At 67.8% G+C, this 13,112-nt stretch carries 10 protein-coding genes and 1 pseudogene; 6 read left to right on the forward strand and 5 right to left on the reverse strand.

Going from position 1 to position 13,112, the window contains the following annotated elements; all coding sequences use genetic code 11:
- Nucleotides 1-34: 34 nt before the first annotated feature.
- Nucleotides 35-1,348 (reverse strand): MFS transporter, encoded by a 1,314-nt coding sequence (locus LVY72_RS21535; RefSeq protein ID WP_237826408.1) that lies wholly within the window; start codon nt 1,346-1,348, stop codon nt 35-37.
- A 153-nt stretch (nt 1,349-1,501) separates the two neighbouring features.
- Between LVY72_RS21535 and LVY72_RS21540 the strand changes: the two genes are divergently transcribed.
- From LVY72_RS21540 to LVY72_RS21550, 3 genes and pseudogenes are all read left to right on the forward strand, one after another.
- Nucleotides 1,502-2,407 carry a LysR family transcriptional regulator gene (locus LVY72_RS21540; RefSeq protein WP_237826409.1) on the forward strand — a complete coding sequence of 302 codons (906 nt, stop codon included), beginning with the start codon at nt 1,502-1,504 and terminating at the stop codon, nt 2,405-2,407.
- 63 nt (nt 2,408-2,470) lie between these two features.
- Nucleotides 2,471-2,647 (forward strand): annotated as a pseudogene (locus LVY72_RS24980) (hypothetical protein); the annotation flags it as partial.
- Nucleotides 2,648-2,708: 61 nt separating this feature from the next.
- On the forward strand, nt 2,709-3,260 hold the full coding sequence (locus LVY72_RS21550; protein WP_237826416.1) for an NAD(P)-dependent oxidoreductase: 552 nt from the start codon (nt 2,709-2,711) through the stop codon (nt 3,258-3,260).
- A gap of 21 nt (nt 3,261-3,281) precedes the next feature.
- On the opposite strand, the gene LVY72_RS21555 is transcribed toward LVY72_RS21550, so the two are convergent.
- From LVY72_RS21555 to LVY72_RS21570, 4 genes are read right to left on the reverse strand one after another with little or no spacing between them, the layout of a single operon-like run.
- Nucleotides 3,282-4,151 carry a 3-hydroxyacyl-CoA dehydrogenase family protein gene (locus tag LVY72_RS21555; RefSeq protein ID WP_237826418.1) on the reverse strand — a complete coding sequence of 290 codons (870 nt, stop codon included), beginning with the start codon at nt 4,149-4,151 and terminating at the stop codon, nt 3,282-3,284.
- Nucleotides 4,152-4,958 carry an enoyl-CoA hydratase/isomerase family protein gene (locus tag LVY72_RS21560; RefSeq protein ID WP_237826421.1) on the reverse strand — a complete coding sequence of 269 codons (807 nt, stop codon included), beginning with the start codon at nt 4,956-4,958 and terminating at the stop codon, nt 4,152-4,154.
- Nucleotides 4,959-4,966: 8 nt separating this feature from the next.
- Nucleotides 4,967-6,166 (reverse strand): acyl-CoA dehydrogenase family protein, encoded by a 1,200-nt coding sequence (locus tag LVY72_RS21565; protein WP_237826424.1) that lies wholly within the window; start codon nt 6,164-6,166, stop codon nt 4,967-4,969.
- A gap of 44 nt (nt 6,167-6,210) precedes the next feature.
- On the reverse strand, nt 6,211-7,470 hold the full coding sequence (locus LVY72_RS21570; RefSeq protein WP_237826425.1) for a CaiB/BaiF CoA transferase family protein: 1,260 nt from the start codon (nt 7,468-7,470) through the stop codon (nt 6,211-6,213).
- Between the two features lie 106 nt (nt 7,471-7,576).
- Here LVY72_RS21570 and LVY72_RS21575 point away from each other — a divergent pair, with 106 nt between their 5' ends.
- The 3 genes from LVY72_RS21575 to LVY72_RS21585 all read left to right on the forward strand — a co-directional run.
- Nucleotides 7,577-8,494 (forward strand): LysR substrate-binding domain-containing protein, encoded by a 918-nt coding sequence (locus LVY72_RS21575; protein WP_237826433.1) that lies wholly within the window; start codon nt 7,577-7,579, stop codon nt 8,492-8,494.
- A gap of 116 nt (nt 8,495-8,610) precedes the next feature.
- A complete protein-coding gene (locus LVY72_RS21580; RefSeq protein WP_237826435.1) occupies nt 8,611-11,016 on the forward strand; it encodes an ATP-binding cassette domain-containing protein in 2,406 nt (801 codons plus the stop codon).
- A gap of 168 nt (nt 11,017-11,184) precedes the next feature.
- On the forward strand, nt 11,185-13,112 hold a 1,928-nt coding region (locus tag LVY72_RS21585), incomplete at its 3' end, for an FAD-binding monooxygenase (protein ID WP_237826437.1).

A 13,112-nucleotide genomic window follows, 5' to 3' on the forward strand; every position in this document is an offset into this window, starting at 1 on the left:
GTGTAGGGGATGCGTTTCGGGTTCAGGCGCCGGGTCAGGCCCGGACCGCTGCGGCCTCTTCTTCGGGTTGCCGGACGGCGGTCCGCTTGGAGAGGGCCAGGACGCAGGCGGCGGTCACCAGCAGCAGGGCCATGTAGTAGCCGACGACCGCCCAGTGCGATCCGCCGGAGATGTTCAGCAGGTACTGGGCCACCAGCGGAGTGGACCCGCCGATGATCGACGAGCACACCTGGTAGGCCACGGAGACCCCGGTGTAGCGCACGTTGGCCGGGAAGGACTCGGCCAGCAGGCCCGCGAGCATGGCGTAGTAGGAGGCGCCGGTGATGATGGACAGGCTCAGGCCCAGGCCGATCAGCAGCGGGTCGCGGGTGAGGATGAGCAGGAACATCGGTACCGCGATCACCACGTTGCCCAGCAGCGCGCACATCATCAGCCTGGTGCGGCCGATCCGGCTGGAGATCCAGGCGGCCGCCGGTTGCCAGATAAACTGCAGGATCGAGACGGCGAGCATAACGTTGAGCATCGTCTGCCGGGGAACCTCAAGTTCGGAAGTGGTCCAGGACAGCACGAAGGTGTTGCTGAAGTAGGCCGCGGAGATGCCCATGATGCTGGCTCCGATACCCAGGAACACCTGGGCGCGGGCGGTCCGGAAGACCTCGACCACCGGGACCTTGACGACGGCATCGTTGCGCTTCGACCGGGTGAACTCCTCGGACTCTTCCAGTTTGACCCGGATGACCAGGGCCACGATGACCAGCACGGCCGAGAGCAGGAAAGGCACGCGCCAGCCCCAGCCCAGGAAGGCCTCCTCAGGCAGGCGGCTGACGAGCAGGAACATCACGCTGGCCAGTACCGCGCCGGCGGGCGAGCCCTGCTGGACCCACATGCCGGCGAAGCCCTTGCGTTCCTTCGCGGCGCTCTCGGTGGCCAGCACCACCGCCCCGCCCCATTCGCCGCCGACGGCCAGGCCCTGGAGCGCCCGCAGCAGCACCAGCAGCAGCGGGGCGCCGACGCCGATGGCCGCATAGGTGGGCAGCAGGCCGATGCCGGTCGTGGCCACACCCATCAGCAGCAGTGTGATGACCAAAGTGTTCTTGCGGCCGATCCGGTCGCCGATGTGTCCGAAGACCAGACCGCCGATCGGACGGGCCAGGAATCCGACCCAGAAGGTGGCGAACGAAGCCAGCAGGCCTGTGGCTGCATTGACCTCCGGGTAAAACAGCCGGCCGAAGACCAGCGCGGCGGCCGTGCCGAAGATGTAGAAGTCGTACCACTCGATGGCGGTCCCGACGAAAGCGCCAAGAGTGGCCCTGCGGCCACGGTCCGCGGCCTGGACAGCAGTCCTCATAGTCATTGTCCTCAAGTTCAATTGCCGGTTTCCGGAAGGTCACCGGTCCGTTGCAGACAAGTGTGCGTCGCGACACCTATACTGTCTATTGCTTAGATTCTCTATTACCTATGTCTTTAAGGCATATCGAGCCCACGCACCGGGAGCGCCGCTATGGAACTTAGAACGTTGCGCTACTTCATCGCGGTGGTGGAAACGGGCTCGCTGTCCGCGGCGTCGCAGGTGGTGCGGGTCAGCCAGCCTTCGCTGTCCCGCCAGCTGGCGGCCCTGGAGAAGGAACTTGGGCTCGGGCTTTTCGACCGCACACCCCGCGGACTTATACCGACGTCGGCGGGCCGCCACTTTCTGGCCATCGCCACCGACCTGGTGCAGCGCGCCGATCTGGGGCTGCGGGTGATGAAATCCGAGGCGAAGAAGGAACTGCTGCCGCTGACCGTCGCCTGCCCGGCGGCCACCGTCACCCATGTGATTGCGCCGTTTATTGCGGCCACCGGGGCGCCGATCGCGGATGCGCTGATCCGCGACCCCGCCGACGCCTACGCTGCCGTCCGCCGCGGAGAGTCGGACATGGCCGTCAGCACCCTGCTGCCGGAGCCGGACACCGACAGCCTGCTGCTGTATGAACGGCCCGTATTTATCCAGGTCCTGCCCCAGCATCCGCTGGCGGCGGAGGCCCGGGTGGATGTCGCGGCCACCCGCGGCCACCGGCTGATCCTGATGGGCCGCCGTAGCGCCGTCCGCGCCGCCACCGAGGCGGCATTCCGGCGGGCCGGCGTGCAGTTGGACGGCTTCGACGAACCTGAGTCCTCCTCCATGGCCCAGGCGCTGGCAGCCACCGGCCGCGGAGCGTGCATCGTGCTGGACAATCCGACTTTCGGTCTGGTCTCCAGACCGCTGACCTGCAACGGGGAAGCGGTCACCAGTCCGCTGTACGGCGCCTGGGACCCGGGCCACTATGCGCGGCAGGAAATCCACGCAACCATGCTCAATATGCGGGACTGGATGCAGGCCGGCGATCCGGTTTCGGCGGCCGGCCCGGGAAATACCGCCGAAATTTAGCCCGACTGGCGGTGCACATCTGCGGGCTGGCAGCGGCCGGGATGGGCGATCGCGGACCTGAACATGGAGACCGCGGCCAAGGCCGCCCAGAAGCTCGGCGGCAAGGGCGGCGCCGCGATCGCCGTATCCGTGAACGTCGCCGACCGCGACAGCGGGTTCGACGTGATCGTCAACAATGCCGGGATCGCGCCGCAGCGGCCGGTCGAGGAGATCATCCCTGAGTTGATCGAGGAGATCTTCTTGATCAACTTCAACGGTGTCGTCCGGGGTATCCGGGCCGCCACGAAGGCGTTCAGGTCACATGAGCACCCTCGTCCCCGACGCGATGAACGAACTGGGCCGGCAGGTCGAGGAACACAGCGACGTGAAGCTCATCGCCGCCGCCGTCAGCGGCGGCTCCACCGGCGCCGAGGCCGGCACCCTGTCGATCATGACCTCGGGTCCGGAGGACCGCGTGGCGGCCGCCCGCCCGTACTTCGACGCGGTAGGATCCAACGTCTTCTATTACGGCAGTAAACCGGGCAACAGCCAGGCCGCCAAGCTGGTCAACAACCTCATCCTGGGCATCAACATGAACGCCGTCGCCGAAGGACTCAAGTTCGGTACCCAATACAACCTGCCACAGGACGAACTGTTGAACCTCTTCCGGGTCAGCACCGGCGACAGCTGGGTCGCCCGCAACTGGGACTCCGTTTCGGAATGGACCGCGGACACCGCCCTGGCGGTGCTGCTCAAGGACCTCAAGGCCGCCCATCTCAAGGGCCTCGAGCACAACGTGGCCATGCCCTTCAACGCACTGTCCTCCACCCAGCTTTTCGACTCCATGGGAAAGAAGAAACCGCAGGCGAAGTAAGGGCCGGCGGCTGCCGGTAATTCAGCTCCAGTCGAAGAAACCCTTGCCGGTCTTGCGTCCCAGTTCGCCGGCAGCAACCTTGTCACGCAGGATCTGCGGCGGTGCGAACCGCTCGCCCAGCGTCTCATGCAGGTACTCGGCGATGCCGAGGCGCACGTCCAGGCCCACAATGTCGGTGGTCTTCAGCGGGCCGGTGGGGTGCTTGTAGCCCAGCACCATGGCGTTGTCGATGTCTTCGGCAGACGCGACGCCCTCCTCGACCATGCGCATGGCCTCGAGTGCGATGGCCACGCCCAGCCGGGAGCTGGCGAAGCCGGGGGCATCGTTGACGGCGACGGCGGTCTTGCCCAGCGCCTGGACCCAGCCGCGGGCGCGCTCCACCAGTTCGGGGCGGGTCTGCCGGGCGATGACGACCTCGATGAGGGTGGAGGCCGGGACCGGGTTGAAGAAGTGCAGGCCCAGGAAGTCCTCGGGACGGGACAGGTTTTCGGCCAGTTCGGTCATGGACAGTGATGACGTGTTCGAGGCCAGGACGGCCCCGGCAGCCAGTTCGGCCTCGACCGCCTTGAGCGAGGAGACCTTCAGGTCCCACAGTTCCGGTACGGCCTCGACCGCCAGTTCCCGGTCGGCGAAATCGGTGTAGTCAACGCTCACTCGCAAGCGGGAGGCGTAGTCGGCTGCCGTGCCGGCGAGCCCGCGGTCCAGGGACTTCAGCACGGCGGTCTGCACGCGTTCGCGGGCGGCCTGCGCGGAGGCTTCGTCGCGCTCGACGACGACGACGTCGGCGCCTTTGGTCAGGAAGGCGTGGGCGATGCCGGCGCCCATGCGGCCTCCGCCGAGCACCCCCACGCGGGCTGGCAGGGAGGACTGGCCGGTAGTCGCTTCGTTCATCTACTTTTTCTTTCGGTCGAGGAAATCCTGCATGCGGTCGAACTTTGCCTGGGATTCAAAAAGGATCCCCTGGGCGAGGGTGTCGATGACGGGGTGTGCCTCCCGCGGGGCATGGAACACGGCCTTGGAGATCCGTACGGCCAGCGGGTCCTGGGCCGCAATATCGTCCGCCAGAGCATGGGCCGCACTCATCAGCTCTTCCGGCTCGACGAGTTCGGTGACCAGCCCGACGCGCAGGCAGTCCTCGCCCGTCAGGACTTTGCCGGCCAGCAGGACCTGTTTGGCCACCGGCTCGCCGACGAGTTCCTTCAGCCGCCAGCTCGCCCCGGCCGCGGCCAGGATCCCGAGGTTCGTCTCGGGATTGCCCATCCGCAGCGCCGGGGTGCCGATGCGGAAGTCGGCCGCGTAGGCCAGTTCCGCGCCGCCGCCGAGTGCATACCCGTCCAGTGCCGCGATGACGGGCATCGGCAGTTTCGCGATCCGGTCGAAGATGCCCGAGTTGATCCCGGCCAGCGCATCGTCGCGGCGCCGCTCGCGCAGCTGCGCAATGTCGGCGCCGGAGGCGAAGATCCCTTTCGATCCGGACTCCGGGTCGCCGGGCGTGCCGGAAAGGACCAGGATCTTCGGCGTGCTCTCCAGGTAGGAGCAGACGGCGTGCAGTTCGTCGACCATCTGCTGGTCGATCGCGTTCCTGACCTCCGGACGGTGCAGCCGGACGGAAAGCCGGTCCTGCCGCTCCTCGGTCACCAGCGCGGTGAACGCCGAGGAGCACAGCCGAATACCGGCGTCGTTAAGGGTCTGTGTCATTCGAGGTCCTAGGCGATGGCGTTGTGGCCGGTGATCTCACGGCCCACGATGAGGGACTGGATAAAATCGGTGCCTTCGTAGGTGTGGACGACTTCCATGTCCAGCAGGTGCCGGGCCACGTGGTTCTCCAGCAGCAGTCCGTTGCCGCCCATCAGGTCGCGGGCATCCCGGCACAGGGTGCGCGCCTTGTCCGCCACGAACATCTTCTGGAGTGAAGCCTGCTGCTGGGACAGGATGCCCTGGTCCTGGAGCTGGCCGCAGCGGAAGCACATGAGCTGCATCGCGGTGAGGTCCGCCAGCATGGTGGCCAGCTTGTTCTGGACGAGCTGGTTGTGGCTGATCGGCTTGCCGAACTGCTGGCGCTGCTGCGTGTATTTCACCGCGAGTTCGTAGCAAGCCTGGGCGTGGCCGAGGGCTTCCCAGGCGACGGTGGTGCGGGTCAGGTTCAGGACGGCGGTCACGCCGCGGAAGCCGTGGGCGCCTTCGAGCCGGTTGGCCTCGGGAACGCGCACGTTCTCGATCGTGATGGCCGCCTGCTGGATGCCGCGCTTGGCGATCTTTCCCGTGATGGCCTCGCCATGGTAACCCTCGGGGTAGGCGCCGTCCTTCTTTTCCACGACGAAGGCCTTGACCTTTCCGTCCTCGACATCGCGGGCCCACACGATCACGAGATCAGCGACGTGGCCCAGGCCGATCCAGCGCTTGGTGCCGTTGAGGATCCATTCGTCGCCGTCACGGCGGGCCGAGGTCTCGAGGGCGACCGTGTCGGAGCCATGGTCGGGCTCGGTGAGGGCGAATGCGCCGAGCTTCTCCAGCTTGGCCATTGCCGGCAGCCAGCGCTCCTTCTGTTCATGGGAACCGTGCAGGTTGATGGTCCCCATGGCCAGTCCCGAGTGCACCGCATTAAAGGTGTTGAGCGAGCCGTCGCCGCGGGAAAGCTCCATCGCAACGAGCCCGGCCTGCATGCGGGTCAGGCCGGCGCTGCCGTAGCCCTGGACCGAGGTGCCGATGATCCCGAGCTTGGCCAGTTCGGGGACCAGTTCGTAGGGGAAGTCGGCTTTCTCCCAGGACTCGTTGATCACCGGCAGGACCTGATCGTTAACGAAGGCGCGGACGCGCCGGACCAGGTCCCGGTCCTCGTCATTGAGCCACTGGTCGACGTTCAGGAAGTCGGAGTTGATTTCAGCGGATGCTGCGACAACGGACATGAGGGATCTCCCGCCACTAGGTTCTTCGGAATGTTGTGTATGGGTCACCGACGCGGGCCGGCCGGAGCCTTGGCTGTCAGTTCAAGCCACGCCAGGATGTCATCGCGGTCGGCGTCGATGCCGGGCGGCACCAGGTCGTAGCTGGCCGGGGTCGACGAGAACGAGATGGGGTTGCGGATCCCGGGAAGTGCCGTATCGCCGTCGCCCACCGCCACGACCGGTTCCAGTCCGAGGCGCTGCGCGAATTCGATTCCGCCGCGCACGTCGTTGATCGGGGCACACGGCAGCCGCGCCTCGGTGAAGATGTCGAACCATTCGGGGGCGGGGCGGGCGGCCAGCAGCTCCTGCAGGATGGGGCGCAGTGCCGCACGGTTGAGGCTGCGGTCCGGGGCGGTGGAGAACCTGGGGTCCGCAGCCAATTCGTTAGCTTCCAGAACCTCGCACAGGGTGCGGAACTGCCGGTCGTTGCCGATGGCCAGGACGATGTCGCCGTCCGCGGTGGCCAGCGGCTCGTACGGGTAGATGCTGGGATGCTCGTTGCCCATGCGGGTCGGGACCTTGCCGCTGAGCAGGAAGCCGGCGGTCTGGTTGACCATGCCGGAGAGTGCCGAGGACATGAGGTTCACCTCGATGCGCTGGCCCCGGCCACTTTGAGCGCGTTCATGCAGGGCCGCCAGGACGCCGATGGCGGCATGGAGTCCGGTCATGACGTCGAAAACGGCGACGCCGGAGCGGTAGGCGGGGGACTCCGGATCCCCAGTCAGGCTCATGAGACCGGACATCGCCTGGACGAGCAGGTCGTAGCCGGGCAGGGCGGCCCCTCCGGCCGAGCCGAAGCCCGTGATGGACGCGTAGAGAACAGCAGGGTTTTGCTCGGCCACGGACGCATAATCCAGGCCGAAGCGTTCCAGGCCGCCGGGCTTGAAGTTCTCGACGACAACGTCCGCACCGGCGGCGATGGTACGCGCCGTCTCAAGATCGCCGGGGTCGGAGAAATCCAGTGCGATCGACCTCTTGTTCCGGTTGATCGACAGGTAGTACGTGGACTGGCCTTCGAAGACCGGCGGTTTCCACGCACGCGTTTCGTCACCGGAGGGGCTCTCGACCTTAATGACGGTCGCGCCCATATCCGCCAGCAGCATGGTGCAGTAGGGGCCGGCCAGGACCCGGCTGAAATCGGCGACCACGATGCCGGCCAGGGGACCGCTCGCGTTGCGGCCGAAGGCGTCCCGCTCTGCGGGGTACGGCCGCCGGCCTTGGGGCAGGTCCGGGGCGGCGGGGGCCGCGTTGCTCTGCAGTGCCATGAGTCCTCTTCCATCTCGGGATTCCCTTCCACCATCCCACCGTCATTATGCCGAGTCCAATACCTATTAATGGAGCAACTATTGCATTTCATGCAAGAATGTCGGAATGGAGATACAGCAACTGCGGGTGTTCCTCGCCGTGGCGGAGGAACTGCACTTCGGGCGGGCCGCCGAGCGGCTCCACCTGGCCCAGCCGCCGGTGAGCCGGATGGTCCGGCAGTTGGAGCGGGACCTCGGTGTCGACCTGTTCGTCCGCAGCACCCGCAGCGTCCGGTTGACCGCGGCGGGAGCGGCGTTGGTGGCGCCCGCCCGGGAGATCCTCGCCGCAACGCAGCGGGCCCGGGCCTCCGCACTGGCCGCCGAACGCGGCGAAGCGGGGACAGTCACGCTCGCCTATGCCGGTGCCTCGACCCACGTTCTCGTGGGAGTCCTCGCCCGGGAGGTCCGGAGGGCGCACCCGGGGATCGAATTCCAGCTCAACAGCCAGGACTTCGCGCTCCCGGCCCTCGCCCGGGTTCTCCGGGACGAGGTGGATATCAGCCTTGGCCGGTGGGATTTTGTTCCCGCGGGCGTCGATGCCCGCATCATCGCCGAGGAACACCTCGTCCTGGCCGTTCCGGCATCCCACCGGCTCGCCTCACGTGATGAGGTGCGCATGGCGGAGCTTGCCGGAGAACCACTCGTGGCCCTGCCGCCGCACGAGGGCTCCGTGCTGGGCGACCGGCTGCGCCGGCTGAGCCTGGGCGCGGGGTTCGATCCTGACATAGTGCAACGGGCACCGGACTCCTGGACCGCCATGGCGCTGGTGGGAGCCGAGGTCGGATGCTCGCTCACGGTCTCCTCCGTCGCGGAGAACGTGACGGACCCGCATGTGCGCTTCCTGCGGGTGCTCGACGAGACCCTGCCGATCTACCTGCGCATGGCCTGGCGCCGGACGTCGGAGAACCCGGCCCTCCCGGCGGTCCTCGCGCTGGCGGAACATGTGTGGCCCGGCCGGCCCGACGAAGCAGCCCCGCAGGCGTAGCACGGCCGCTGGCCTGACGCCTGGGCCGGCACCGCCGATAAGGTAGACAGCGGACCGTTGCCGGGCGATGCCGGCGGATACCGCGTGGGCGGTTCCGCGTAACAGAGGGAGACACGATGAGCATGGACACGAGCACGGACGTGCAGCCGCTGGCGCTGCACGTTGCCGACAGCCACGATCTGATCCGCGTGCAGGGCGCCCGCGAGAACAACCTCCAGGACGTCAGTCTTGAAATCCCGAAGCGCCGGCTGACGGTGTTCACCGGCGTCTCCGGCTCGGGCAAGAGCTCGCTCGTGTTCGCCACCATTGCCGCGGAGTCCCAGCGGATGATCAACGAGACGTACAGCACCTTCGTGCAGGGCTTCATGCCGACGATGGCGCGGCCCGACGTTGACATGCTGGAGGGGCTGACGACGGCGATCATCGTCGATCAGGAGCGGATGGGGGCCAACCCGCGCTCCACCGTCGGCACCGCCACCGATGCCAACGCGATGCTGCGCATGCTGTTCAGCCGGCTCGGGCAGCCGCACATCGGCTCGCCCAACGCCTACTCGTTCAACGTCCCCTCGGTGAAGGCCAGCGGTGCGATCACCGTCGAACGCGGCGCCGGCAAGACCAAGACCGAGAAGGCGACCTTCAACCGGCTCGGCGGCATGTGCCCGCGCTGCGAGGGCAAGGGTGCGGTCACCGACTTTGACCTGTCCGCACTGTACGACGACAGCCTGTCCCTCAACGAAGGTGCGCTCACGATCCCCGGCTACAGCATGGAGGGCTGGTACGGCCGCATCTTCCGCGGCTGCGGCTGGTTCGATCCGGACAAGCCGATCCGCAAGTACACGAAGAAGGAGCTGCAGGACCTGCTCTACAAGGAGCCGACCAAAATCAAGGTCGAAGGGATCAACCTGACGTACCTGGGCCTGATCCCGCAGATCCAGAAGTCGTTCCTGTCCAAGGACGTGGACGCGATGCAGCCGCACATCCGCGCCTTCGTGGAACGGGCCATTACCTTCCAGACCTGCCCCGACTGCGACGGCACCCGTCTCAGCCCGGAGGCCCGCTCCTCGAAGATCAATGGAGTGAACATTGCTGACGCCTGCGCCATGCAGATCAGCGACCTCGCCGGGTGGGTGCGTGGCCTGGACGAGCCGTCGGTGGCCCCGCTGCTCGCCGGCCTGCAGCACCTGCTCGACTCGTTCGCGGAGATCGGGTTGGGCTACCTTTCGCTCGACCGTCCCTCGGGCACCCTGTCCGGCGGCGAGGCACAGCGCACCAAGATGATCCGACACCTCGGCTCGTCGCTCACCGATGTCACCTACGTCTTCGACGAGCCGACCATCGGCCTCCACCCGCACGACATCCAGCGGATGAACAACCTGCTGCTGCAGCTGCGCGACAAGGGCAACACGGTGCTCGTCGTCGAGCACAAGCCGGAGGCGATCGCGATCGCCGACCACGTCGTCGACCTCGGTCCGGGCGCGGGCACGGCGGGCGGCACCGTCTGCTTCGAGGGCACCCTGGAGGGGCTGCGGGCGAGCGGGACCCTCACCGGCCGCCATCTGGACTACCGGGCCACCCTCAAGGAGAGCGTGCGCCAGCCGAAGGACAGGCTCGAGATCCGCGGTGCGGCGGCGCACAACCTCAAGGATGTCGACGTCGACATCCCGCTCGGGGTGCTCTGCGTGCTCACCGGCGTCGCCGGCTCGGGCAAGAGCTCGCTGATCAACGGCTCGGTGGCCGGGCGCGACGGCGTCGTGTCGATCGACCAGGGCGCGATCAAGGGCTCGCGGCGGAGCAATCCCGCGACCTACACCGGACTGCTCGATCCGATCCGCAAAGCCTTCGCGAAGGCCAACGGCGTGAAGCCGGCGCTGTTCAGCGCCAACTCCGAGGGCGCCTGCCCGGCCTGCAACGGCGCGGGTGTCATCTACACCGACCTGGGCTTCATGGACACCGTCACCACTCCCTGTGAGGAGTGCGGGGGCAAGCGGTTCCAGGCGTCGGTTCTGGAATACCGCCTCGGCGACCCGGACAACTCCAAGGACATCAGCGAGGTGCTGGCCATGTCGGTGGCCGAGGCCGGGGAATTCTTCGGCGCCGGCGCGGCGCGCACGCCGGCCGCGCACGCCATCCTGACCCGGCTCGCCGACGTAGGCCTCGGCTACCTCAGCCTCGGCCAGCCGCTCACGACGCTTTCCGGCGGCGAGCGGCAGCGGCTCAAGCTGGCCACCCACCTGGCCGAAAAGGGCGGCGTGTACATCCTCGACGAGCCGACCACCGGTCTCCACCTCGCCGACGTCGAGAACCTGCTCGGCTTGCTCGACCGGCTCGTCGACGCCGGCAAATCGGTCATCGTCATCGAGCACCATCAGGCGGTCATGGCGCATGCCGACTGGATCATCGACCTCGGCCCCGGCGCCGGCCACGACGGCGGCCGGATCGTCTTCGAGGGCACTCCCGCCGACCTCGTCGCCGCCCGCTCCACGCTCACCGGCGAGCATCTGGCGGCCTACGTCGGCAGCTGACCGGTCCGGGGCCGGGAGGCCAAGGGATTCTGCGGTGCAGAATAGCTTGGCCTGCCCGTGAGCACGCTCACTACTGTTGGGGGAAACGCCCCGGTGGCCATCCGCGACCGGGGCTTTCCCTATCCCAGCACGAGCCAGGCCGCGGCCTGCCGATCGATCAGGAGCATCATGCAGTTTTACCTCGACGGATACCGTCCCGGGGATCCCGAACTCCGGCCCGCGGCCGAAGGACGTGGCAAGGGCCGGGACGGCGGGCTGCCGGAGCGGGTAGACGTCCTGGTGGTGGGCACCGGTCCGGCCGGCGTGGTGCTGGCGGCGCAGCTGGCCGAGTTCCCGGAGCTCAGCACCATGGTGGTCGAGCGCCGCGAGGGACCGCTCCAGATTGGCCAGGCGGACGGCGTGGCCTGCCGGACCGTGGAGATGTTCAATGCCTTCGGGCTGGCCGAGAAGCTGGTCCGCGAGGCCTACTGGGTCAACGAGACCTCGTTCTGGGGTCCCGGCGGGTCCGACCGCTCCGCGATCGTGCGGACCGGCCGGATGCAGGACGTTGAGGACGGGCTCTCCGAGTTCCCGCACGTGATCGTGAACCAGGCGCGCATGCAGGACTACCTGCTCGGGCACATGCGCCAGTCCCCGTCCCGGCTCGAGCTGGACTACGGCCTGGAGGTGACCGGCGTCGTCGTCGAAGACGCCGGTGACTACCCGGTGAAGGTGACCATGCGGCATACCGCAAACACCGGAGCCGACGGCGGTGCGGAAGTGACTGTGCGCGCCAAGTATGTCGTGGGGTGCGACGGCGCCCGCTCCGCCGTGCGCAAGTCCCTGGGCATCGAGCTGCGCGGGGACGCGCGGAACCACGCGTGGGGCGTGATGGACATCCTGGCCGTCACGGACTTCCCCGACATCCGGCTCAAGGCCGCGGTCCAGTCCGCCTCCGGCGGGTCCATCCTGCTGATCCCGCGCGAGGGCGGCTACCTGGTCCGGCTGTATGTCGACCTGGGTGACCTGGACCCGGCGGACCGCGAGGCCCGCAAGCGCTTCACCCCGGAGTCGATCATCGAGGCCGCGCAGAAGATCCTGCACCCCTACACGCTGGAGGTGAAGGACATCGCGTGGTGGTCGGTGTACGAGGTGGGCCAGCGGATCGCCGACCGGTTCGACGACGTGCTGCCCGCCGAGCGCGGGACCCGCAGCCCGCGGGTGTTCATCGCCGGGGACGCCTGCCACACGCACAGCGCCAAGGCCGGGCAGGGCATGAATGTCTCGATGCAGGACGGCTTCAACCTGGGCTGGAAGCTCGCCGCCGTGCTTCAGGGGCGCAGCCCGGCCGCGCTGCTGGACACCTATTCCGGCGAGCGGCAGGCCATCGCCCAGGAACTGATCGACTTCGACCTGCGCTGGTCCACCGCCATGGCCGAGAAGCCGAAGGATCCGGAGCACCCGGAGGCCGGCGGCATGGACGCCGACGAGCGGCAGCAGATCTTCACCGAAGGCGGCCGGTTCACCGCCGGATTCGCCACCGATTACCCGCCGAACCTGATCACCGGGCCGGACACCCACGAGCACCTGGCCAAGGGCTTCCCGGTCGGCGAGCGGTTCCATTCCGCCCCGGTCATCCGCCTGGCCGATGCCAAGCCGCTCGGGCTCGGGCACGTGGCCCAGGCCGACGGCCGCTGGCGGATCTACGCGTTCGCGGACGAGGCCGGCCCCTCCGGCCCGGACTCCCGGATCGCGGCGCTGTGCCGGTTCCTGGCCGAGTCGGATCAGTCGCCGGTCAAGCGGTTCACGCCCGCCGGGGCGGATCCGGACGCCGTGTTCGACGTGCGTGCCGTCTTCCAGCAGGGCCACCGGGACCTGGCGGTCGACGACCTGCCGCCGTTCCTGCTCCCGCGCAAGGGGCCCTTCGGCCTGACCGACTACGAGAAGGCCTTCACCCCGGATCCGAAGTCCGGTCAGGACATCTTCGATCTGCGCGGTATCGACCGTGTGCAGGGCGCCATGGTCGTGGTCCGCCCCGACCAGTACGTGGCGCACGTGCTGCCGCTGGACGCGCACCAGGAACTGGCGTCCTTCTTCGCCGGCATCATGGCCGGCTA

This window comes from Arthrobacter hankyongi (assembly GCF_022012395.1).
Taxonomy (GTDB): domain Bacteria; phylum Actinomycetota; class Actinomycetes; order Actinomycetales; family Micrococcaceae; genus Crystallibacter; species Crystallibacter hankyongi.

What these genes read in the sequence shown, in the direction of transcription:
- LVY72_RS21535 (WP_237826408.1), bottom strand. Translation starts at nt 1,348, where the DNA reads ATGAGGACTGCTGTCCAGGCCGCGGACCGTGGCCGCAGGGCCACTCTT.
- LVY72_RS21575 (WP_237826433.1), top strand. Translation starts at nt 7,577, where the DNA reads ATGGAGATACAGCAACTGCGGGTGTTCCTCGCCGTGGCGGAGGAACTG.
- LVY72_RS21555 (WP_237826418.1), bottom strand. Translation starts at nt 4,151, where the DNA reads ATGAACGAAGCGACTACCGGCCAGTCCTCCCTGCCAGCCCGCGTGGGG.
- LVY72_RS21550 (WP_237826416.1), top strand. Translation starts at nt 2,709, where the DNA reads ATGAGCACCCTCGTCCCCGACGCGATGAACGAACTGGGCCGGCAGGTC.
- LVY72_RS21560 (WP_237826421.1), bottom strand. Translation starts at nt 4,958, where the DNA reads ATGACACAGACCCTTAACGACGCCGGTATTCGGCTGTGCTCCTCGGCG.
- LVY72_RS21580 (WP_237826435.1), top strand. Translation starts at nt 8,611, where the DNA reads ATGAGCATGGACACGAGCACGGACGTGCAGCCGCTGGCGCTGCACGTT.
- LVY72_RS21540 (WP_237826409.1), top strand. Translation starts at nt 1,502, where the DNA reads ATGGAACTTAGAACGTTGCGCTACTTCATCGCGGTGGTGGAAACGGGC.
- LVY72_RS21570 (WP_237826425.1), bottom strand. Translation starts at nt 7,470, where the DNA reads ATGGCACTGCAGAGCAACGCGGCCCCCGCCGCCCCGGACCTGCCCCAA.
- LVY72_RS21565 (WP_237826424.1), bottom strand. Translation starts at nt 6,166, where the DNA reads ATGTCCGTTGTCGCAGCATCCGCTGAAATCAACTCCGACTTCCTGAAC.